This is a genomic window from Nonomuraea sp. KM88, from assembly GCF_052245635.1.
Taxonomy (GTDB): Bacteria; Actinomycetota; Actinomycetes; order Streptosporangiales; family Streptosporangiaceae; genus Nonomuraea.
This window is the reverse complement of record NZ_JBQQCC010000017.1, coordinates 130,549-150,895: the sequence shown is the minus strand read 5'-3', so window position 1 is coordinate 150,895 and position 20,347 is coordinate 130,549. Positions and strand designations below refer to the sequence as shown.

The window sequence follows — 20,347 nt, the reverse complement described above, 5'->3', positions numbered from 1 at the left end:
CCCGCGGTGACCGCGTAGATCGGCGCCCCTGCCAAGACCGACCACTCAGGAGGAACCATGACGGGCACGACGCTGATCGACGGGATCGGGCTCCTGTACACCGGCGACCCGGAACGCGAGGAGATCCCCGACGCGGCACTCGTCATCGACAGCGGCCAGGTCGCCTGGACCGGGCCCGCGAGCCGGGCGCCCGACGCCGACGAGCGCGTGGACGCCGGAGGCAGGGCCGTCATCCCCGGCTTCGTCGACAGTCACGCCCACCTGGTCTTCGCCGGCGACAGGACCGCCGAGTTCCAGGCCCGCATGTCCGGCGAGCCCTACACCGGAGGCGGCATCAGGACCACGGTCGCCGCCACCCGCGCGGCCGGCGACGCCGAGCTGGCCACCCGCGCCCTAGGCCTGGTGAACGAGATGCTCGCCCAGGGCACGACCACCGTGGAGATCAAGAGCGGCTACGGCCTGTCCGTCGAGGACGAGCGCCGCTGCCTGGAGATCGCCACCGCGCTGACCGACGAGACCACCTTCCTCGGCGCGCACGTCGTTCCCTCCGGCATGGACTCCGACGCGTACGTCCGGCTCGTCGCCGGGGAGATGCTCGAAGCGTGCGCCCCCTACGCGAAGTGGGTGGACGTGTTCTGCGAGCGCGGGGCGTTCGACGGTGACCAGACGCGGGAGATCCTGACGGCGGGCGTGAAGGCGGGGCTCGGGGCGCGGGTGCACGCCAACCAGCTGACGGAGGGGCCGGGCGTGCGGATCGCCTGCGAGATCGGCGCCGCTTCCGCCGACCACTGCACCCACCTCACGCCGGCCGACGTGGATGCGCTGGCCTCCTCCGGCACCGTGGCGACGCTGCTGCCGGGGGCCGAGTTCTCCACGCGGTCGCCGTACCCGGACGCGCGGCGGCTGCTCGACGCGGGAGCGACGGTGGCGCTGGCGACCGACTGCAACCCGGGGTCGTCGTTCACGTCGTCGATGGCGTTCTGCGTGGCGCTGGCCGTACGCGAGATGCGGATGACGCCGCTGGAGGCGATCAGGGCGGCCACGTACGGCGGGGCACGCGCGCTCCGGCGTACGGACGTAGGCTGGTTGCGGCGCGGAGCCCGCGCGGACCTCGTCATCCTCGACGCCCCCTCTTATGTGCACCTCGCTTACCGACCTGGCGTTCCCCTTGTCCACCAGGTGTTTCACGGCGGCCTCCTCCTTGAGGAGGACATCCAGAACCCTCCCTCCGACGTAGTGCTTTAGGGAATCTTTGCCTGTGGCCGGACGTTGGCCCGGTAGGGAACGCAGCTGCGGGAACGAGGTGCCTGGGGATGGCAAGGCCTACGGGGAGTCGCACGCAAGAGCAGCATGTCGCCGACCGCGACCTGCTGGGGACCTATCTGGCCGAGATCGGCCGGGTCCCGCTGCTCACGGCGGAGGAAGAGGTGGAGCTCGCCAAGCGGATAGAGGCGGGGCTGTTCGCCGAGCAGTTGCTCGACAGCGGGGGCTCGGAGCCGCGCATCGGGGACGCGGCGGACGAGGAGCTGGAGCGCCTGGCCATTTCCGGCCAGCGGGCGAAAGACGAGTTCATCCAGGCCAACCTGCGCCTGGTGGTGGCGGTGGCCAGGAAATACTCCGGCCGGGGGATGCCGCTCATCGATCTGGTGCAGGAAGGAAACCTCGGCCTGGTCCGCGCCGTGGAGAAGTTCGACTACCGGCGGGGCTACAAGTTCTCCACCTACGCGACGTGGTGGATCAGGCAGTCGGTGGGGCGGGCCATCCACGAGCAGGCGCGGCCGGTGCGGCTGCCCACGCACGCGGGCGAGCAGATGACCCGGTTGATGCGCGTGCGGCGCGACATCCTGGCGGAGTTCGACGCCGAGCCGACCGACGACGACCTCGCCGAGATCCTCGACCTGCCGATCGAGCGGGTGCGGGAGCTGCGGCGGTGGGCGTCGGATCCGGTCTCGCTCCAGCTCGGGGTGGGCGACGAGGACGAGACCGAACTGGGCGACATGATCGCCGACGAGACGTGGGCGGATCCCGAGCAGCAGGCCATCGACATCCTGGAGCGGGAGCGGCTGAACGAGTGGCTGACCGGGCTCGAGGGCGTCACCAGCGAGATGTTGCGCTGGCGCTACGGCCTGCTCGACGGGCGCGAGCACACGCTCACGGAGGTCGGTGAGCGTTACGGCATCGGCCGCGACCGCGCCCGCCGCATCGAGCGGGACGCGCTGGCCCGCCTCCGCAAGATGGCCACGGCCGCCGCCTAGGACAACGGGCGCGTGGGCCTACGGCGGGATGAGCGGGCCGTAGGCACGCAGTGCGGCGCCCGGCCCGAGGGGGTTCCCAAGAAAGCTTTTCAAGGGAGCAGCCCGAACGCGACCTGAGCAGCCCCACCGGCAGAAGCAAGCAGATCGGGGCTTCTCTGGGGGACCACCGGCACGCTGCGAAGCACGCACACGTAGGGTCGGGGGATGCGTGTGGAGATGCTGCGGCGGTATCCGGTGAAGTCGATGCTGGGCGAGGAGGTCGGGCAGAGCGAGGTGACCGAGCGCGGCCTTGCGGGGGATCGGGTGCGGGCGGTGCTCGACGTCGCCACCGGCAAGATCGCCAGCGCGAAGAACCCGCGGCTCTGGCGTGGCCTGCTGACGATCGAGGGTGCGCGGGTCCCCGGTGACGTGGAGCTGTCGCGGATGCTCGGTCGTGAGGTGCGGGTGATCGACGTGCCGCCGGCGGGCGCCGAGTTCGAACGGTCGGTGCCTGAGCAGGTGCTGGCGGAGGGGATCGAGGCGGAGGTGCCGCACACGGTGGGCACGCTCGGTGGGGCGTCTCCGGACGGCACGTTCTTCGATTTCGCCCCGATTCACCTGATCTCCACGTCCGCTGTCGAGCGGATCGGAGCGCTGAGCCCGCGCGGGCGTGTCGAGGCGGTCCGTTACCGGCCCAACCTGGTGATCGCGACGGACGCGGAGGGGTTCCCGGAGAACGCCTGGGCGGGCCGGGAGCTGCACGTGGGCGACGAACTGGTGCTCAAGGTGATCGTGGCCACGCCTCGCTGCGCCGTGCCAACTCTGGCGCACGGGCCGCTGGATCGCGACACGGAGGCCCTGCGCACCGTGGCCAGGCACAACCGGGTGCCGGTGTTCGACATGGGGCCGCAGCCGTGCGCGGGGGTTTACGCGCGGGTGCTGCGGCCCGGTCCGGTCAGGAAGGGCGATCGGGTCACGCCAGCGGGGTGAGGTGTTCGTCGAGGTCGTCGAGGATCTTGCCGGCGGCCGTGACGCCGATGCCGGTCATCCAGATCTCGTCGTCCACGGGGTGGGCGTGGCCCGACGTGACGGCCTTCAGGTTCTTCCACAGGGGACCGGCGGTGACCGTGGCCTGTGACTTGGCGGCGGCCTCGCCGTACGCGCTGTAGAAGATGGCGTCACCGTCGGCCTTGGCGATGTTCTCCTGGCTCAGCTTGCCGAAGCGCCTGTCGTCCTGGCCGGCCAGCTGCTGCGCTTCGGGCCGCGGGACGGCCGCGTCGCCCAGCACGATGCCGCTGAACGACTCGGGCCCGTACATCCGGATCTCGGTGGGCATGAACCGCACGATGCTCACCTCCAGCTTCGAGAACTTCGCCCCCACCTGTTCGGCCCGTGCCTCGTAGTCCGACAGCAGCCGCGTGGCCTGTTCCTTCTTGCCCAGTGCCTCGGCGTCGAGCAGGAAGTTCTCCTTCCAGGTGATGCCGACGCGCTCGGTGAAGACGGTGGGCGCGATCTTGCTGAGCTTGTCGTAGAAGGGGGCCTGCCGGAACTTGGAGCCGAGGATGAGGTCTGGTTGCAGCGCCATGATGGCCTCGAGGTTCAGCTCCTGGAGGGTGCCCACCGCCTTGGTGGACTTGAGCGCGGGGCCGAGGTATTCGGGCCAGGTCTGGTTCTGGGAGGCCTGCGCGGCGCCGACGGGCGTGAGGCCGAGCGAGATCATGCTGTCGAGCTTGTCGGTGTCGAGCACCACCACCCGCTTGGGGGCCATGGGCACCTTGGTCTCTCCCATGGCGTGTTTGACGGTCCGGGTGGGACCGGCCTCCTGCGAGGAGGTGGAACTGCCGCAGGCGACGAGGGTGAAGGAGAGCGCGGCGGCGAGGGCCAGGCGGAGACGCATGGGCATTCCTTGATCGTTAGGTTAGGCAAGCCTAAGTATCCCACGCGCCGATAGTGCGGTGCGGAAATGGTGCCTGTGAGAAGGCCGAAACGTCGGCGAAACACCCGTACGGCGAGATTCACGAACGTGAAACACACCTGGTCGAGCCACGAAACCCCGGCCGAACACGCTGTGGCCACACGTCACATGTAAGGAGGGTCGCGTCGTGAAGATCGATAGCGGCACGACTGCCTGGATGCTCACAGCCGCCGCACTGGTGCTGTTGATGACTCCGGGCCTCGCGTTCTTCTACGGGGGCATGACCAGGGCCAAGAGTGTCCTGAACATGATGATGATGTCGTTCGGCGCCATCGTCACCGTCACCGTCACCTGGATGCTCTTCGGGCACTCGCTGGCCTTCACCGACAACCCCAGCTCGGCCCTCAACACCTTCGTCGGCGGCTTCGACGCCCTGGGGCTGCAGAGCCTGGTCGACACCGCCACCGCGGACGACGGCACCGGCATGCCGAGCCTCGTCTTCTCCATGTTCCAGATGACCTTCGCCATCATCACCGTCGCGCTGATCAGCGGCGCGATCGCGGACCGGGCGAAGTTCGGGGCGTGGATGCTCTTCACCGCCATCTGGGCCACGGTCGTCTACTTCCCGGTCGCGCACTGGGTGTGGGGCACCGGCTGGCTCAACACCATGGGCATCGAGGACTTCGCCGGCGGCACCGTCGTGCACATCAACGCCGGAGCCGCAGCGCTCGCGCTCGCTCTCGTGCTCGGCAAGCGCCAGGGCTGGCGCAAGGAGCCGATGCGGCCGCACAACCTGACGCTGGTGCTGCTCGGCGCCGCCCTGCTCTGGTTCGGCTGGTTCGGCTTCAACGCCGGCTCCGAGCTGGCCGTGGACGGCATCACCGGGCTGGCCTTCATCAACACGCAGGTGGCCACCGCGGTCGCCGTGGGTGCCTGGCTCCTCGTGGAGAAGCTGCGCGACGGGCACGCCACCAGCCTGGGCGCCGCCTCCGGCGCGGTCGCCGGTCTGGTCGCCATCACCCCGGCCTGTGGTTTCGTCGACCCGTGGGCGGCGATGGTCATCGGCCTGCTGGCCGGCGCGAGCTGCGCCTACGCCGTCGGCCTGAAGTACCGGCTCGGCTACGACGACTCCCTCGACGTGGTCGGCGTGCACCTGGTCGGTGGCGTGGTCGGCGCCGTCGCCCTCGGCTTCCTGGCCGCCTACCCCGCCACGGACCAGCAGAGCGAGGGGCTGTTCTACGGCGGTGGCTTCGGGCAGCTCGGCCTGCAGGTCCTCGGCCCCGTCGCGGTCGGCGCCTACTCCTTTGTCATCACGTGGGTCATCGGCACGATCATCCACAAGACCATCGGCTTCCGCATCTCCTCCGAGGACGAGGTCACCGGCGTCGACATCACCACCCACGCCGAGACGGGTTACGACCTCGGCACCGTGCACGCCTCCGGCGTGAGCTCGCCCAACGGCCCCGTCACCGCTCCCGCGACGAAGAAGGTGGACGCATGAGGCTCATCACAGCGATCATCAAGCCCTTTAAGCTGGATGACGTCAAGGCCGCCCTCGAGCAGTTCGGCATCAAGGGCATGACGGTCAGCGAGGCGAGCGGCTACGGCCGCCAGCGCGGCCACACGGAGGTCTACCGCGGCGCCGAATACCAGGTCGACCTGGTGCCGAAGGTCAGGATCGAGGTCCTCGCCGAAGAGGACGACACCGAGGACGTCATCGACGTCATCGTCAAGGCCGCGCACACCGGCAAGATCGGTGACGGCAAGGTCTGGTCCGTGCCCGTGGACACCGTCATCCGCGTGCGCACAGGGGAGAGGGGCCCGGAGGCCCTGTGAGGAAACCCAGGCGACGCCCGGACGACGGGGTCCGGGCGGAGCTCGGCAAGGGGGCGCAGGAGTGAGGGGCGAGGCCCGTTCGTACGCCGCGGCGCGCAAGGAGCGGGCCGCGGACACCGACCGCTGGCTCAAGGATCTCTTCCGTACGGCCGGCGACGGCCGGCACGTTTCCCTGGTCGCCGTCGGGAGCCTGGGCAGGGGCGAGCTGGCCCCCGGCAGCGACCTCGACCTCGTCCTGCTGCACAACGGGCGGGCCGACGTCGCCAGGATCGCCGACCGGATCTGGTATCCGATCTGGGATTCGGCGGTCAACCTCGACCATTCGGTCCGCACGGTCGAGGAGGCGGTGACCGTCGCCCGCCAGGACCTGAAGGCCGTGCTCGGCCTCATCCAGGCCCGGCACGTGGCGGGCGATCCCGAGCTGACCCGCAAGGCCAGGGAGGCGGTGCTCGCGGAGTGGCGGGCCGACTCCCGGCGCCGGCTCGGCGAGTTGCGCGCCGCCGCCGACCAGCGGGCCCGCGCCAGCGGCGAGCTGGCCTTCCTCCTCGAACCCGATCTGAGGGACGGCCGCGGCGGGCTCCGCGACGTCCAGGCCATGCAGGCCGTGTCCGCCGCCTGGGTCGCCTCGGCACCCGGCCCTCGGGCGCGGGAGGCGTACGAGCTCATCCTCGACGTGCGGCACGCGCTGCACGTCGTCACCGGCCGTGGCACCGACCGGCTGGTGTTGCAGGAACAGGACGCGGTGGCCGGGCTGCTCGGCCTGCTCGACGCCGAGGCGCTGATGCGCAGGCTCGCCGAGGCGGGCCGCACCGTCTCCCACGCGTTCGACGCCACCTGGCGCACCGTTGACAGGCTCCTGTCAGGCCCCGCTCCCCGGGGCCGCCGCCCGCTGGCGGACGGCGTGGTCGAGCACGGCGGCGAGGTGGTGCTCGCCCGGGGGATCGACCCGCGCAAGGACCCCGTCCTGGTGTTGCGGGCCGCCGCCGCGGCGGCCGACTCGGGGCTGCCGCTCGCCCCTGCCACGGTGTCCGTTCTGGCTGCTCAGTCGCCGCCGATGCCGGTGCCGTGGCCCGAGGAGGCGCGCGACGCGCTGGTGTCGGTCCTCGGCGCGGGCCGTGCCGCCGTGCCCGTGTGGGAGGAGCTCGACCAGGCGGGCATCCTTGTCAAGCTGCTTCCTGACTGGGAGCGCGTACGCCACCGTCCCCAGCGCAACCCGATCCACCGGTTCACGGTCGACCGGCACCTGATCGAGGCCGCCGCGAACGCCGCCAGCCACACCCGCGAGGTCTCCCGTCCCGATCTCCTGCTGATCGGTGCTCTGCTGCACGACATCGGCAAGGGGTGGCCCGGCGACCACTCGGTGACCGGCGAGGTCGTGGTCCGCGACATCGCCACCCGCATCGGCCTGCCCCCGTCCGACGTGGACACCCTCGCGACCGTCGTCCGCCACCACCTGCTGCTGCCGGAGACCGCCACCCGCAGGGACCTCGACGACCCCGTCACGATCGAGAAGGTCGCGGCCACGGTCGGCACGCGGGAGGTCCTCGACCTGCTGGCCGCGCTGGCGGTCGCCGACGGCAACGCGACCGGCCCGGCGGCGTGGAACGGCTGGAAGGAGGGGCTGGTCGCCGACCTCGTACGCCGTGTCAGGTCCGTGCTCGCCGGCTCGCCCCCGCCCAGGCCGCCCGTGCTCTCGGCCGAGCAGGCCGCGCTCGCCCGGCACGGCGGCGGCGCCGTGCGCGTCAACGGGGGAGCGGTCACGGTCGTCGCTCCCGACCGGGTGGGCCTGCTGTGGAGCGCCGCGGGCGTGCTCGCCGCGCACCGGCTCGTCGTGCGCTCCGCCTCGGCCGCCTCCGCGGGGTCGACGGCCGTGATCGAGTTCTCCGTCATCCCCGAGTACGGCTCGCCGCCCGACCCCGCGACGCTGGAGGCGGATCTCCGTCTCGTCCTTGCTGGGCGTCTTGACATCGAGCAGCGGCTGGCCCGCCGTACACGCTCCATGAGGCCGCCTCGCGTGCCCGTCGCCCCACCCCGCGTGACGTTGGTGGACGACGCTTCCGCGACCGCCACCGTGGTGGAAGTCAGAGCCCATGACAGGCCGGGGCTGCTGTGGCGCATCGGGCGGGCGTTCGGCGAGTGCGGTCTTGACGTGAGGGCCGCCCGCGTGGAGACTCTCGGCGCGGAGGCGGTGGACGTCTTCTACGTAGTGGATCGCGCCGGTCGCTCCCTCAGCGGCGACGCGCAGAGGGCTCAAGTCCGTGATCAGGTGCTTGCCGCACTGAGATAACCAACAGCACACGACTGGCGGACATCTTTGTAACAATGGTGTCCGAAATGCCTGGTAAGTCGGATGCTGTGGATACCTTGTGGACGGCTTGAGGGCCTGTTGACTGAGGGGACGATTGAGGGGTAGCGGAAGCAGTGACTACGGGGAACTCCGGCGGCGGCCCAGCCGCGCAGCGGGACCGCGAACGGCGGTCACTGCCTCGTTTTGGCTTGCGCAACTGGCGCGTGCGGTGGCGGCTCACCGCGCTCATCCTGGTGCCCACCATCGCCGGCGTCGTGCTCGGGGGAGCGCGCGTGGTCGAGTCGGTCCAGAGCATCGGCGTCTACGACCGCACGGCCATCGGGGCCGAGCAGTCCGGGCGCATCCGCGACCTCGTGCAGGCGATCGGGCTTGAGCGTGACACCGCCGGATGGGCGGGCGCCGGCCGCGCCGTGCGCAAGAAGCTCGCCGCCCCGCTGGAGCAGCGCAAGGCCGCCGTCGACACGCTGGTCAGGGCCGTGCGGTCCGACCTCGACACGATGGACACCTCCTACGGTCCCCGCATCGTCAAGGCCGCCGCGCAGGCGAGATACGACCTGAGCCGGCTGGAGCAGATCAGGGAAGAGGGCCAGACCGACCCCGTCCGCTACGACTTCCTCACCGACACCCTCCTCAGGCTGCACGACGAGCTGAGCCTGCTGTCCGACGACTCGCAGATCATCGGCCAGTTCCGCGCGCTGAGCGCGCTCGCGTCGGCCAAGGAGGAGATCTCCCGGCAGCGCGTCCAGCTGATCCAGGCCTCCTACAACACCCAGCGGGTGGGCGCCGACGAGGTCGAGGCGTTCATCGCCTCCAACGCGCGCCAGCAGAGCGACATCGCCGCCGTCGGCGCGGAGGCCGGCCCCGACGTCGGGCTCGCCCTGTCCAGGAAGCTGACCGGCACCGAAGAGTACGTCAACGTCCAGCTCACCAAGGCACGCGCGATCACGCTGGTCAGCGGCCGGTCGCCGGGCGCGCGGATCACCGAGAACCTGATCTCCGCCACGGGCGACCGCGAGCAGTGGTTCAAGCAGAACACGACCACCATCGACGTGCTCCACGGGATCGAGGAGGACCTGGCGGGCAAGGTCGGCCTGCGCAGCCAGGAACTGCGCAGCGCCGAGATCCGCAACGCGGTCATCGCGGGAGTGCTCATCGTGGCGCTGCTGCTGCTCGTCCTGCTCCTCACCGTGGCCATCGCCCGGTCCATGGTCGGCCCGCTGCGCCGGCTGCGCACCGAGGCCCTGGAGATCGCCGGTTTCCGGCTCCCCGACGTGGTACGGCGGCTGCGCGTCAGCGGCGAAGGCTCCGTGGGCGAGGTACGCCCCATCGAGGTCGAGGGCAACGACGAGATCGGCGAGGTGGCCAGGGCCTTCGACCAGGTGCACCGGCAGGCCGTGCGGCTGGCGGGCGAGGAGGCCGAGCTGCGCAGCAACATCAGCTCGATGTTCGTCAACCTCTCGCGCCGGACCCAGACGCTGGTCGAGCGGCAGATCTCGCTGATCGACGGCCTGGAGAAGGGCGAGCAGGACGGCGGCCGGCTGGCCGACCTGTTCAAGCTCGACCACCTGGCCACCCGCATGCGCCGCAACTCGGAGAACCTGCTGGTCCTGGCCGGCCACGAGGCCACCCGCCGGCGCAGCCAGCCGGCCAAGCTGGTCGACGTCGTACGCGCCGCGCTGTCGGAGGTCGAGGGCTACGAGCGTGTCCAGGTCAAGGTGCACCGGGGCACCTCGGTGGTCGGCAGCGCCGCCAACGACCTGGTCCACCTGGTCGCCGAGCTGGTCGAGAACGCCATCCAGTTCTCCCCGAACAACTCCCAGGTCACGGTGACCAGCAGCCTCATCGAGGGCGGCGGCGCGCTGGTGTCGGTGACCGACGCCGGCATCAGCATGACCGAGGACGAACTGGCCGAGGCCAACCGCCGCCTGGCCGAGCCCCCGGTCGTGGACGTGTCGGTCTCCCGGCGCATGGGCCTGTTCGTGGTCGGCCGGCTGGCGCTGCGCCACGGCATCAGGGTGCAGCTCAGGAAGGGCGAGGGCGCGGGGCTGATCGCCATGGTGCTGCTGCCGCCCGCGCTGATCGCTGACGGAGCGCAGCAGCCGCTGCCGCAGCGGCCGTCGTTCGGCGGCGGGACCATGCCGGGTCAGGCGGCCGCCCCAGGCCAGGCCGGCGTGCCGGGTCCGGCGGGTGTGCCGGTGCCCGGCCAGGCGGGTCAGTCCGCCCAGAACGGGACGTTCCGGTCGTTCGGCAGCTTCGACTCCTTCGACCCTGGCTCCTTCCGCCCGGGCGGCAACGGCAGGGCCACGGGAGCGCCCCGGCCCGGTTCCGCCACGTACGACAGCGCGCCGGGGACGCCGAGGCCGGCGTTCGGGACGCACCCGTCCGACCCCGGCAGGGCGGGTGTCAACGGCTTCACCGCCGACACCGACGGCGGTTCCTACCGCAGGCAGCCGGCCTCGTTCGACTCGGGAACCTACCCGTCGTACCCGAGCAAGGGCTCTCCGCCATCCGGAAATGGCGCGTTCCAGACGCCGCCGCCGTCGTACTCCACGAACGACGTGCGCAGGCCGGACCCGGTCCCCTCGGTCGACGTGTCGCCGGTGGGGCAGGAGCAGGAGGAGTTCCTGCCGATCTTCGCGTCGGTGGAGTCGGCCTGGTTCCGCAGGCCGCCGGAGGAGCAGGCGGCGCAGGCGGAGGGCGGCGGCGATGCCACGCCGGGGCAGGCCGTACGCTCTGGGGAGGAAGCGTGGCGAACGGCCGCTGACGCCGGCTGGCAGGCGGCGGCCGCCGCGAGCGAGCCGAGTCTCGGCGGGATCACCGCCGCCGGGCTTCCGAAGCGCACCCCCAAGGCGAATCTGGTCCCCGGCACGGCGGCCGGCCAGGCGGCACAGCAGCAACAGCCGTCGCGGCCGGCGCCGGCGCAACCGGTCTCCGCAGACCGGATGCGCAGCAGGATGGCCGGTTTCCAGCAAGGTGTGCGACGGGCCCGCCAGGAAGTACGTGGACAGGAGGAACAAGAGTGAGTGAGCGTCCCGCTGGGGAGGATGCGTGACAACCCTGAGCCATGAGGCACATCGCTTCGACTGGCTGATCACCGACTTCGTCCGCAACACGCCAGGTGTGGCGCACGCCGTCGTCGTCTCCGCCGACGGCCTGTGCCTGGCGGCGTCGGAGGGCTTCCCACCTGACAGGGCCGACCAGCTCGCCGCGGTCTCGGCGGGCCTGCTGAGCCTGACCGTGGGCGCGTCCAGGGTCTTCGAGGGCGGGTCGGTGACGCAGACCGTCGTCGAGATGCAGCGTGGCCTGCTCCTGGTCATGGCGATCAGCGACGGTTCCGTGCTCACGGTGCTGGCCGCGCCCGACTGCGACATGGGGCTCGTGGCCTATCAGATGACGCTGCTGGTGGACAGGGCGGGACAGGCGCTCACCCCGGCCCTGCGCGCGGAGCTTCAGGCGGCCAGGACGCGGTGATGAACTGATGGGAGAGGGTCGTGTACGGCGTTGACGGGGCCGGGGACGACGAGCCCTTGTTCCGCCCCTACGCGGTGACCGGCGGTCGATCCGAGCCCCGCTATCACCTCGCGATGGAGACGTTGATCTCGTCGATGTCGATCCCGGACGAGGAGATGGCCCTGCTCACCCCCGAGCAGGAGGCCATCATGCAGCTGTGCAGGACGTTCCGGTCGGTCGCCGAGATCTCGGCCCTGCTCCGTGTCCCGCTGGGCGTCGCCAGGGTGCTCGTGGCGGACATGTCCGATGAAGGGCTTGTCCGCCTGCACCGGCCGCACCTCAGCGAGGGACAGCCAGACCTCAACATGCTCGAAAGGGTGCTCAGTGGACTACGCAGGCTCTAGCCCCGGCCTCACGTCGACCAAGATCGTCGTCGCGGGCGGGTTCGGCGTCGGCAAGACGACGTTCGTGGGGGCGGTGTCCGAGATCCTTCCGCTCACGACGGAAGCGGTGATGACCGACGCGTCCGCGGGCATCGACGACCTCGGCCTGACGCCCCACAAGCAGACCACGACCGTGGCGATGGACTTCGGCCGTCTGTCGCTGGATCGTGACCTGATCCTCTACCTGTTCGGCACGCCCGGGCAGCACCGGTTCTGGTTCATGTGGGACGACCTGGTGCGCGGCGCCATCGGCGCGGTGGTGCTGCTCGACACGCGCCGCCTGGCCGACAGTTTCCCGGCCATCGACTACTTCGAAGAGGCCAAGCTGCCCTTCCTGATCGGCATCAACGGCTGGGAGGGCCAGTTCCCGCACTCCGACCAGGAGGTGAGGGAGGCGCTGGCGCTGTCGCCGCAGGTGCCGATCGTGCGCACCGACGCCCGCAACCGCGAGGCGGTCAAGTCGACGCTGATCTCGCTGGTCGAGCACGTCGTACGGCTGCGCTCCGCTCCCGTGCGCTAGCGCTCCCGCTACGAGCGGGCGTTGCCCGGAGCCTGACCGCCCTCGTCGGCCCGGCTGTCCACCAGCGCCTCGATGCCGTCGAGCACGCGCCGGAGGCCGAACTCGAAGGCATGCTCGGGGCTGTAGGCGGCGTTGAGCTGCTCCCCCACCGCCTGACCCACCCGGGTCGCCGTGGGATAGCGGTCGACGTCGGCGATCCTGCCGAGGAAGGGCGAGTGCGCGGCCCACCACTGCTCGTCGGTCATGCCCGTCCGGGTCTCGGCCTGCGCGGCCTCCACCGCGCCCCGGGCGGTGCCGTGCACGAAACCGGTGATCAGGGTGATCACCGAGTCCATCTCCACGTCCGTCAGCCCGATCCCGTCGATCGCGCGCAGCTCGTAGTCGTACTTCGCGGTGACGTTCGGGCCGAGCACCGGGCGGCTCGTCGCCACCTGCAGCAGCCAGGGGTGGCGCAGGTAGAGGGCCCAGTTCGCCCTGGCGATCTGCTCCAGCCGGCCCCGCCAGCCGCCGGGCACGTCCTCCGGCCTGCCGGTCTCGCCGTAGACGGTGTCCAGCATGACGTCGAACAACTCCGGCTTGCCGGGCACGTACGTGTAGAGCGACATCGTCCCGACGCCCAGCCGCTCGGCCACGCGGCGCATGGACAGCGCCTGCAGGCCCTCCGCGTCGGCCACCTCGATGGCGGCCCGCACGATGCGGTCGACGCTCAGCTCCGGCTTGCCCTTGCGGCTGGCCCGCTCTCCGGTGCGCCAGAGCAGCGCCAGGCTGCGCGCCGGGTCGCCCTTGCCCGAGTACTCGACGGTCACCGTTGTACGGTACACCGTACGGCAGTCATCCTGGCACTGCGCCCTGTCCGCGGAATACCGGTAGTGGCCGCGCACCCGCGCACCGACGATCCGGAGCCAGGAAGCGCGGGTCAGGCCGGCCGGGGGTGGCGATAGAACTCCACGGGCTCCGGGGGCAGCGGGGTGTTGCCGAGGATGAGATCGGCCGACTTCTCCGCGAGCATCATGACCGGGGCGTAGATGTTGCCGTTGGTGACGTACGGCATCGCCGAGGCGTCCACCACGCGCAGCCCGTCGAGGCCGTGGACGCGCATCGTCCCCGGGTCCACCACCGCCGTCTCGCCGGTGCCCATCTTGCAGGTGCAGGAGGGGTGGAGCGCGGTCTCGGCGTCCCTGGCGACCCAGTCGAGGATCTGCTGGTCGCTCTGCACGGCGGGGCCGGGGGAGAGCTCGCCGGCGTCGAGGCCGGCCCAGGCGGGCTGGGCCAGGATGGTCCTGGCGTGCCTGACGGCCTCCACCCACTCGCGGCGGTCCTGGTCGGTGGAGAGGTAGTTGAAGCGCAGGGCCGGCTTCTGGCGGGGATCGGCCGACGTGATCCGCACCGAGCCCCTCGCGTCGGAGTACATCGGGCCGATGTGCACCTGGTAGCCGTGGCCGCCGGCCGGGGCTGAGCCGTCGTAGCGGACCGCGATCGGCAGGAAGTGGAACATCAGGTTCGGGTACGCCACCTCGTCGTTGGAGCGGATGAAGCCGCCGGCCTCGAAGTGGTTGGTGGCGCCGGGGCCGCTCCTGCGGAAGAGCCAGTCGGCGCCGATGAAGGGCCTGCGCCATCTGGCCAGCGACGGTTGTTGCGAGACCGGCTGCCTGCAGCCGTGCTGGACGTACACCTCCAGGTGGTCCTGCAGGTTCTCGCCCACGCCTGGAAGGTCGTGCACCATCTTCACGCCCAGGGGCTCCAGCAGCTCGCGCGGGCCGACCCCGGACAGTTGCAGGAGCTGGGGGGTGTTGACGGCGCCGGCGCTCAGGATGACCTCGCCCGCCTCGATGCGCTCGCCGTCGCACCGCACGCCGACGGCCCTGGTGCCGTCGAAGAGCACGCGCTCCACGAACGCGCGGGTTCTGACCGTGAGGTTGCGCCGCCGGCGTACGGGGTGCAGGTAGGCGCGGGCCGCGCTGAGCCGGCGGCCGCGGTGGACGTTGCGGTCGAAGGCCGCGAAGCCCTCCTGGCGGTAGCCGTTCACGTCGTCGGTCAGCGGGTGGCCGGCCTGCTGCACGGCCTCGAAGAACGCCTCGAAGAGCGGGCCGCGGGCCGGGCCGCGTTCGAGCTTCAGCGGGCCGTCGCCGCCGCGGAAGTCGGTGCCGGGCTCGGCCAGGCAGGTCTCCATGCGCTTGAAGTAGGGCAGGCAGTGCGCGTGGTCCCAGCGCTCCATGCCGGGGTCGGCGGCCCAGCGCTCGTAGTCGAGCGGGTTGCCGCGCTGGAAGATCATGCCGTTGATGCTGCTGGAGCCGCCCAGCACCTTGCCTCGGGCGTGGTAGACGCGGCGGCCGTGCATGTGCGGCTCGGGCTCGGACTCGTATTTCCAGTCGTAGAAGCGGCTGCCGATCGGGAACATCAGCGCGGCGGGCATGTGGATGAACACGTCCCACAGGTAGTCGGGCCTGCCCGCCTCCAGCACCAGCACGGACGTCGAGGGGTCGGCGCTGAGCCGGTTGGCCAGGGCGCAGCCCGCGCTGCCGCCGCCCACGATGACGTAGTCGTACCTCAACGGGGAATCCAGTCCTTCCACACGATCTTGTTCTCGGCGACCCATCGCTCGGCCGCCTGCTCGGCGGTCATCTTCTCGTTGATCATGTCGCTGGCCACGGTGTTCTGGTCGTCGTTGGTCCAGCTGAAGTTGCGGACCAGCTCGTACGCCGGCCCGCCGGTCTCCGCGAACCGCCGGCTGACGATCTTGTCGAGCAGGTAGGGCGGGTAGTCGCAGGCGACCTTGGCCGGGACCTCGTCGCAGCCCACCGCGTACGGGGGCAGCGCGACCTTGACGAGTCTGACCTTGGTGAACAACCATTGCGGTTCGTAGAAATACATGAGCAAGGGCGTCCGATTCCTCGTCGCGGACTGGGCCGCCTTGATCAACGCCTCCTCGCTGCCCGAGTAGACGACTTTGTAGTTGAGGTTGAGGTTCTTGACGAGTGTCTCGTCGTTGGTCACGAACGACGGGTCGCCGTCCAGGATCTGTCCGGCATTTCCCGTCTTTGGGGTGCGGAAGAGGTGTGCGTATTTATTGAGGTTTCGGTAGTCCGTAATGTCGGGATATTTCTTGGCCATCCACTCGGGGACGTACCAGCCGATCACTCCCTTGTTGCCCGTGAGACCGGCCGACAGGGCGACCTTCTTCTCCTCGATGAACTCCCTCTTCAGATCGTTGTGCCCCCAGTTCTCGACGATCACGTCCACCTTGCCGGACTCGAAGTCCTTCCAGGATTGCGCCTCCGCCGCCTTCCGCGTCTTCACCGCGTATCCCAGCTCGTGCTTCAGCAGGTACGCCAGCACGGCAGCCTGGGCCTCGTAGCCCACCCAGGCGTGGACGTCGATGGCGACCGTCCCCTTGGACACGGTGGCCGAGTCGGGCTCCCCGGTGGAGCAGGCCGCCAGGAGCAGGGCCGCGACCAGCGGCCCGACGAGCGTCTTCGTTCGCATCAGAGGTCTCCGTGCCCGGGCCCCGCGTGCCGGGACCCGGGTCGTCGAGGGGCTACTTGGGGATCCACGCCTGCCACTTGGCGGGGTTGGCCTCGACCCACTTCTTGGCGGCCTCCTCGCCGGTCATGCCGTTGTTGGTCATGTCGTCGGCGACGGCGTTCTGGTCCGCGTTGGTCCAGCTGAAGTTCTTGACCAACTCGTACGCCTTGCCGCCGGTGTCGGCGAACTTCTTGCTGACGATCTTGTCGAGGTCCATCTCCGGGTAGTCGCAGGCCACCTTCTTCGGGTCGGCGTCGCAACCCTCGGTGTAGGGCGGCAGGTTGACCCGGACCAGCTCGGTCTGGCTGAACAGCCAGTGCGGGTCCCAGAAGTAGAACAGCAGCGGCTTCTTCTGCGCCTGCGCCTGCTGGGCGCCCTTGATCAGGGCCGCCTCGCTGCCGCCGGTGACGATCTTGTAGTCGAGCTTGAGGTTCTTGATCAGCGCGGCCTCGTTGCTGACGTACGACGGGTCGCCGAACAGCAGCTGGCCCTTGCCGCCCGACTCGGAGGTCTTGAACAGCTCGGCGTACTTGTTGAGGTTCTTCCAGTCGGTGATGTCGGGGTGCTCGTCGGCCATCCACTTGGGGATGTACCAGCCGATGACGCCCTTGTTGCCGGTGGAGCCCGCCTCGACGGCGACCTTCTTCTCCTCGATGAACTGCTTCTTCAGGTCGGGATGGCCCCAGTTCTCGATGATGACGTCGACGTCGCCGGTCTCGAAGCCCTCCCAGGCCAGCTGCTCCTTGATCTCGGGCAGCTCGACCTCGTAGCCGAGCTCGTTCTCCAGCAGGTACGCCACGACGTTCGCGCTGGCCTCGTAACCGACCCACGGATTGATGGCGATCTTCACCGTGCCGGCGGAGGCGCCCGAGGCGCTGGCGCCGGCCTCCGGCGCGGCGGAGCTGGTCGAGGTGTCGACCGTGGCTCCGCCGCAGCCCATCGTGGTGAGTCCCAGGGCGAGAAGGCCTGCGAGCAGGCGAATCTTCATGTGAACTTCCTCTTTCGGGGGGAAGAGCGCCTGTCGGCGCCCTGCGTGATGCGGTCGAGCATGACTCCGAGGAGCACCGTGGCGATGCCGGCCACGAAGCCCATGCCGAAGTCGGTCCGCTGGGAGAACCCGAGGACCACGTCGTAGCCCAGCGCGCCCGCCCCGACCAGGCCGCCGATGACGACCATGGCCAGCGTCATCACGATGCCCTGGTTGGCCGCGAGCAGGATGGCCCTCCTCGCCATGGGCAGCTGCACCTTCCACAGCAGCTGGCCCGGGGTCGAGCCCGCCGATGCGGCAGCCTCGACGACCGTGGCGGGCACCGCTCTGATGCCGTCCTCGACCAGGCGTACGACCGGCGGGACCGCGTAGATGACGGAGGCGAAGATCGCGGTGAACCTGGTGGTGCCGAAGAGCGCCAGGGCCGGCAGCAGGTAGACGAACGCGGGCATGGTCTGCGCGGCGTCGAGGATGGGCCGCTGCACGGCCGAGAAGTGCGGCGAGCGGGCCGCGGCCACCCCGAGCAGCAGGCCGATGGCCAGCGTGACGAGCACCGCGACGGCGACCGTGCTCATGGTCATCATGCTGTGCTCCCACAGGCCGAGCAGCGCGATGGCCAGCAGGCAGGCCAGCGCCGTCAGCGCGGGACGCAGCCCGCTCACCCGCCAGGCCGCCGCCAGCACCGCGAGCGCCACCAGCCACCAGGGGGCCGAGGTGAGCAGCGACTGCAGCGGGTTCAGCAGGGCCTGGGTGGTGGCTTCCCTGATGAACGTCGTCACCGGGTACCAGGTCGTCTCGGCCCAGCGGACGGCGGCGTTCACCTCCGCCACGACGTTGAGGGTGAGGTTCTCGGGCCAGACGCGCGGCGACACGGGGATGAGCGCGAGCCCGGCCAGCGCCAGCGCTCCCGCCCCGGCCAGGTCGACCCGTGAGGTCCGGGCGTGCGCGTCCCTGCGGGAGAGGGCCATCGTCATCCGGTCGAGCGTCACCGCCATGATCACCACGGCCACGCCCGCCGGGAGCATGATGCCGACCTGGGCTCGCGACAGGCCGCGGATGATGTCGCCGCCCAGCCCGGGTGCCGAGATCAGGTTCGCGATGACGACCATGGACAGCGCCATCATGATCGTCTGGTTGACCGCCAGCGCCATCGTGGACCTGGCCAGCGGGAGGTAGACCTTGAACAACGTCTGCCGGCCCGTGGCTCCCAGCGAGGCGGACGCCTCGACCGCCGTGGGGGAGACCTCCGAGATGGCCAGGGCGGTGATGCGGATGGCGGGCGGGATCGCGTAGATCATCGTCGCGATGGCGCCGGCGGGCGCGCCGATGTGGAAGAACAGCGCGAGCGGCGCCAGGTACGCGAACGTCGGCATGATCTGCATGACGTCGAGGACCGGCGTCAGCGCTCTGCGCACGCGCTCGGAGAGCCCGGCCCACACGCCCAGCGGGATGCCGACGGCCAGCGACAGCAGCACCGCCACCGCGACCAGGGCCAGCGTGTCGACGCTCGACTCCCAGAGGCCGAGCAGGCCGAACGCGCTCACGCCGCCCACCGCGAGCGCCGCGATCCACCGGCCGCCGGACAACCAGCCCAGCGCACCCATGACGCCCGTGAGTCCGGGCCAGCCGAGCGCGAACAGGACGGTGTGGAAGGCGTCGTAGAGCCCGCCGACGAACAGCCTGATGTAGTTGAGGAAGTACAGGAAGAGCGGGTTGTCGTTCCTGTTGTCGTCGATCCACTCGCGCAGCTCGGTGACGGCCAGGAACGGCGCCGCCTCCCTGCTGTGCGGCAGCGTCGCCGTGTCGCGGAAGGCCAGGTACGCCGCCGCGACCAGGACCGCCGCCCCCGCGGGGGCCGCCCACCCCGGCAGGCCGAGCCAGGCCGGCCTGCCGGCGGCCGTGGCGCTGCTCATGCGCCCGCTCGCACGGGGCTCTCCTGGCCCGACAGGAAGGACAGCAGGTCGACCCGGTCCACGACGCCTGCCAGCTCGTCGCCGTCCACGGCCCTGATCGGGTGGGCGGAGGCGGCGGAGGCGGCGATGGCGTCCCTGATGACCGTGGTGACCGGTAACTCGGGCCCGTCCAGCGACTCGCCGGGCTCGGGGGGCCGGCAGAGCCGGCGCAGCGTCAGCACGTGGCTTTTCGGTACGTCACGGACGAAGTCGGCCACGTAGTCGTCGGCCGGCGCGCCCACGAGCTCCTCCGCGGTGCCGAGCTGCACGATCGAGCCCGCCCGCATGATCGCGATCCGCTCGCCCAGCTTGAGCGCCTCCGACAGGTCGTGCGTGATGAACACCATCGTCTTGCCGACTTCCCGGTGCAGGCGGATGACCTCGGCCTGCATGTCGCGCCTGATCAGCGGGTCGAGCGCGCTGAACGGCTCGTCGAACAACATCACCTGCGGGTCCACGGCCAGCGCGCGGGCCAGCCCGACCCGCTGCTGCATGCCTCCGGAGAGCTGGTCGGGGTAGGCGCCGGCGTGGCCGTCGAGGCCGACCAGGGCGAGGATCTCCTCGGCCCGCTCGTGCCTGGCGGCCCTCGGCGTGCCCTGGATCTCCAGACCGTAGGCGACGTTGTCGATCACCTTGCGGTGCGGCAGCAGGCCGAAGTGCTGGAAGACCATGCTGACCTGGTGCCGCCGGATCTCGCGGAGCCGGGCGGGCGAGGCGCGGCCGATGTCCTCGCCGCCGATGGTGATCTCGCCGGCGCTGGGCTCGACGAGCCGCGTGAGGCAGCGTACGAGGGTGGACTTGCCGCTGCCGGACAGCCCCATGACCACGAAAACCTCGCTGGGGCGTACCTCGAAACCGACGTCCCTGACCGCGGCGGTGCAGCCGGTCTTCTCTCTCAGCGCGGCGGGATCGAGATGTCTGTCCTCGCTGTTCAGCACTTTCTGTGCCTTGGGCCCGAAGATCTTCCATAGGCCGTCGACGGTGATGGCCGCGCTGTGAGAATCGCCCACACTCGCCTCCTCGTTATGACGTCGCTCAACATATGTGGTGATTAGCGACATTCTCAACGCTGTGACACTCCGGAGATCACGGTGCGGCTTCCGTGTTATGCGTTGAAACGTACTAACCGCTCATTAGCGGACATCTATCTTGATCTGGGTTAATCTCTCGCCCGGGTGC

17 protein-coding genes are annotated in these 20,347 nt (G+C 70.4%); 10 read left to right on the top strand and 7 right to left on the bottom strand.

What is annotated here, in order from left to right:
* Nucleotides 1-57 precede the first annotated feature (57 nt).
* The 3 genes from hutI to ACTWPV_RS38410 all read left to right on the top strand — a co-directional run bounded on the left by hutI (nucleotide 58) and on the right by ACTWPV_RS38410 (nucleotide 3,224).
* The gene (gene hutI, locus ACTWPV_RS38420) at nucleotides 58-1,245 is read left to right on the top strand and encodes an imidazolonepropionase (RefSeq protein ID WP_443155541.1); all 1,188 of its coding nucleotides are present in this window, start codon (nucleotides 58-60) and stop codon (nucleotides 1,243-1,245) included.
* Nucleotides 1,246-1,313: 68 nt separating this feature from the next.
* The gene (locus tag ACTWPV_RS38415) at nucleotides 1,314-2,255 is read left to right on the top strand and encodes a sigma-70 family RNA polymerase sigma factor (protein ID WP_132509943.1); all 942 of its coding nucleotides are present in this window, start codon (nucleotides 1,314-1,316) and stop codon (nucleotides 2,253-2,255) included.
* 204 nt (nucleotides 2,256-2,459) lie between these two features.
* Nucleotides 2,460-3,224 (top strand): MOSC domain-containing protein, encoded by a 765-nt coding sequence (locus ACTWPV_RS38410; protein ID WP_443155540.1) that lies wholly within the window; start codon nucleotides 2,460-2,462, stop codon nucleotides 3,222-3,224.
* Here ACTWPV_RS38410 and ACTWPV_RS38405 read toward each other — a convergent pair.
* Nucleotides 3,208-4,131: an ABC transporter substrate-binding protein gene (locus ACTWPV_RS38405; protein ID WP_443155539.1), complete on the bottom strand. Its 924-nt coding sequence runs from the start codon at nucleotides 4,129-4,131 to the stop codon at nucleotides 3,208-3,210. The genes ACTWPV_RS38410 and ACTWPV_RS38405 overlap by 17 nt on opposite strands.
* Before the next feature lie 205 nt (nucleotides 4,132-4,336).
* Here ACTWPV_RS38405 and ACTWPV_RS38400 point away from each other — a divergent pair, with 205 nt between their 5' ends.
* The 7 genes from ACTWPV_RS38400 (at nucleotide 4,337) to ACTWPV_RS38370 (ending at nucleotide 12,706) form a co-directional block, all read left to right on the top strand.
* Nucleotides 4,337-5,650: an ammonium transporter gene (locus ACTWPV_RS38400; RefSeq protein ID WP_443155538.1), complete on the top strand. Its 1,314-nt coding sequence runs from the start codon at nucleotides 4,337-4,339 to the stop codon at nucleotides 5,648-5,650.
* Nucleotides 5,647-5,985 (top strand): P-II family nitrogen regulator, encoded by a 339-nt coding sequence (locus ACTWPV_RS38395; RefSeq protein ID WP_132594180.1) that lies wholly within the window; start codon nucleotides 5,647-5,649, stop codon nucleotides 5,983-5,985. Before ACTWPV_RS38400 ends, ACTWPV_RS38395 begins: the two co-directional genes overlap by 4 nt.
* A gap of 61 nt (nucleotides 5,986-6,046) precedes the next feature.
* Nucleotides 6,047-8,272, top strand: a complete 2,226-nt coding sequence (locus tag ACTWPV_RS38390) for a [protein-PII] uridylyltransferase (protein WP_443155537.1) — start codon at nucleotides 6,047-6,049, stop codon at nucleotides 8,270-8,272.
* A 209-nt stretch (nucleotides 8,273-8,481) separates the two neighbouring features.
* On the top strand, nucleotides 8,482-11,316 hold the full coding sequence (locus tag ACTWPV_RS38385) for a nitrate- and nitrite sensing domain-containing protein (protein WP_443155536.1): 2,835 nt from the start codon (nucleotides 8,482-8,484) through the stop codon (nucleotides 11,314-11,316).
* A gap of 25 nt (nucleotides 11,317-11,341) precedes the next feature.
* A complete protein-coding gene (locus ACTWPV_RS38380; protein ID WP_132330743.1) occupies nucleotides 11,342-11,764 on the top strand; it encodes a roadblock/LC7 domain-containing protein in 423 nt (140 codons plus the stop codon).
* A gap of 20 nt (nucleotides 11,765-11,784) precedes the next feature.
* Nucleotides 11,785-12,147 carry a DUF742 domain-containing protein gene (locus ACTWPV_RS38375; protein ID WP_347649859.1) on the top strand — a complete coding sequence of 121 codons (363 nt, stop codon included), beginning with the start codon at nucleotides 11,785-11,787 and terminating at the stop codon, nucleotides 12,145-12,147.
* Nucleotides 12,128-12,706 (top strand): GTP-binding protein, encoded by a 579-nt coding sequence (locus tag ACTWPV_RS38370; protein WP_347649860.1) that lies wholly within the window; start codon nucleotides 12,128-12,130, stop codon nucleotides 12,704-12,706. Before ACTWPV_RS38375 ends, ACTWPV_RS38370 begins: the two co-directional genes overlap by 20 nt.
* 8 nt (nucleotides 12,707-12,714) lie before the next feature.
* On the opposite strand, the gene ACTWPV_RS38365 is transcribed toward ACTWPV_RS38370, so the two are convergent.
* From ACTWPV_RS38365 to ACTWPV_RS38340, 6 genes are all read right to left on the bottom strand, one after another.
* On the bottom strand, nucleotides 12,715-13,512 hold the full coding sequence (locus ACTWPV_RS38365; RefSeq protein WP_443155535.1) for a TetR/AcrR family transcriptional regulator: 798 nt from the start codon (nucleotides 13,510-13,512) through the stop codon (nucleotides 12,715-12,717).
* A 110-nt stretch (nucleotides 13,513-13,622) separates the two neighbouring features.
* Complete coding sequence (gene betA, locus ACTWPV_RS38360; RefSeq protein ID WP_347649862.1) at nucleotides 13,623-15,257, bottom strand: choline dehydrogenase; 1,635 nt, start codon at nucleotides 15,255-15,257, stop codon at nucleotides 13,623-13,625.
* On the bottom strand, nucleotides 15,254-16,189 hold the full coding sequence (locus ACTWPV_RS38355) for an ABC transporter substrate-binding protein (RefSeq protein ID WP_443155534.1): 936 nt from the start codon (nucleotides 16,187-16,189) through the stop codon (nucleotides 15,254-15,256). Before ACTWPV_RS38355 ends, betA begins: the two co-directional genes overlap by 4 nt.
* 52 nt (nucleotides 16,190-16,241) lie before the next feature.
* On the bottom strand, nucleotides 16,242-17,216 hold the full coding sequence (locus tag ACTWPV_RS38350) for an ABC transporter substrate-binding protein (protein ID WP_443155533.1): 975 nt from the start codon (nucleotides 17,214-17,216) through the stop codon (nucleotides 16,242-16,244).
* Nucleotides 17,213-19,129: an ABC transporter permease gene (locus ACTWPV_RS38345; protein ID WP_443155532.1), complete on the bottom strand. Its 1,917-nt coding sequence runs from the start codon at nucleotides 19,127-19,129 to the stop codon at nucleotides 17,213-17,215. The genes ACTWPV_RS38350 and ACTWPV_RS38345 overlap by 4 nt, the downstream gene beginning before the upstream one ends.
* A complete protein-coding gene (locus tag ACTWPV_RS38340) occupies nucleotides 19,126-20,229 on the bottom strand; it encodes a quaternary amine ABC transporter ATP-binding protein (RefSeq protein WP_443155531.1) in 1,104 nt (367 codons plus the stop codon). The genes ACTWPV_RS38345 and ACTWPV_RS38340 overlap by 4 nt, the downstream gene beginning before the upstream one ends.
* Nucleotides 20,230-20,347: the final 118 nt, after the last annotated feature.